Origin of the sequence: Fusibacter paucivorans (assembly GCF_018390735.1) — a bacterium.
Classification (GTDB): domain Bacteria; phylum Bacillota; class Clostridia; order Peptostreptococcales; family Acidaminobacteraceae; genus Fusibacter; species Fusibacter paucivorans.
Window position 1 is genome coordinate 1 of sequence record NZ_JAHBCL010000091.1, and the last position, 1,257, is coordinate 1,257.

General features: G+C 31.7%; 1 protein-coding gene. It reads left to right on the forward strand.

Annotation, left to right across the window (positions count from 1 at the left end; genetic code table 11):
• Positions 1-53 precede the first annotated feature (53 nt).
• Positions 54-1,257, forward strand: a 1,204-nt coding sequence (locus KHM83_RS19560) for a DEAD/DEAH box helicase (protein ID WP_246543220.1), incomplete at its 3' end; no start/stop codon positions are given.

Consider the following 1,257-nt stretch of genomic DNA (forward strand, 5'->3'; position numbering starts at 1 on the left):
GCAATAATCATTTTAGTTTTTCCGGACCCACGTCTTTGGGTAAGTCATTTATTATGGAAGCATTTATAAAATATTTGATATTTGAACATAATTTTACAGAAAATATGGTAATCCTTGTGCCAACAAGAGCTCTAATAAATCAAGTAACAAATAAGATGAAAGAGGAGCTCTTGGATGTAACTGGGGGTAACTTTAATAACATCAAATATAAAGTGCTGTCCCATCCTGTTATACCTAGATTACTTGAGGATTCAAAGGCTAGGTATATTTTTGTATTCACACCAGAAAGATTGATTTCATATTTATCAAAAAATGATAACCCAAAAGTCGATTATATGTTTATTGACGAAGCACATAAAATGGTCTCAAATAAGGATTCGCGGGGACCATTGTTCTATCATGCGATATTGCAAGCTGAAAGAAAAAGTGTTAAGCTCTTTTTCGCTTCCCCAAATGTACCGAATGTAGATGTTTTTTTGCAATTATTTGAGAAAAGTACAGAAGAAACAATGGCGGTAAAGGAATCTCCGGTTGCTCAGAATAGATATTTTTTGGATGTTTACAACCATAAATTAACTATGTTTTCAGATTTAGGAAAAGATTATAGTGAAGCAATTAATGCAGAATATCACGGATTTGATTTTAATCAGTGGTTATATAAATTAGGTGAAGGAGATAAAAATATTATTTATTGCAATTCAACAAAAGATACTATAGATTATGCCATTTCGTTTGCTCAATTATTACCAGATAAAAATAACGATCAGATAGATGAATTAATTGAGTTGATAAAAGAGCATGTACATCGAGATTACTATTTGATTGATTGCTTAAAAAAGGGTGTCGGATATCATTTTGGGAGGTTACCACAAAGAGTACGAGAAAGAATTGAAGTATTGTTTTCAGAAAAAATAATTGATTATCTTTTTTGTACTTCGACATTATTAGAAGGTGTCAATTTACCGGCTAAAAATATTTTTATCTTAAACAATGCTATTGGACTTACAAAGTTTACGGATATTGATTTCTGGAATTTGGCTGGTAGGGCAGGACGGTTAACCAAAGAGTTATCAGGAAATATTATATGTACTAAGATTATTGATAAAAGAAACCGTTGGGATAATCCGACGAAGGACCTTGAAGTTGTTAGAAGTAAAGAAATTAAAAAAATACAACCATATGTTATCAAGGGCCAAAAGAAATTTTACGCCAATATAGGACGATCGCTTGAGGGAAAAGATTTCACCAGAAAGACTG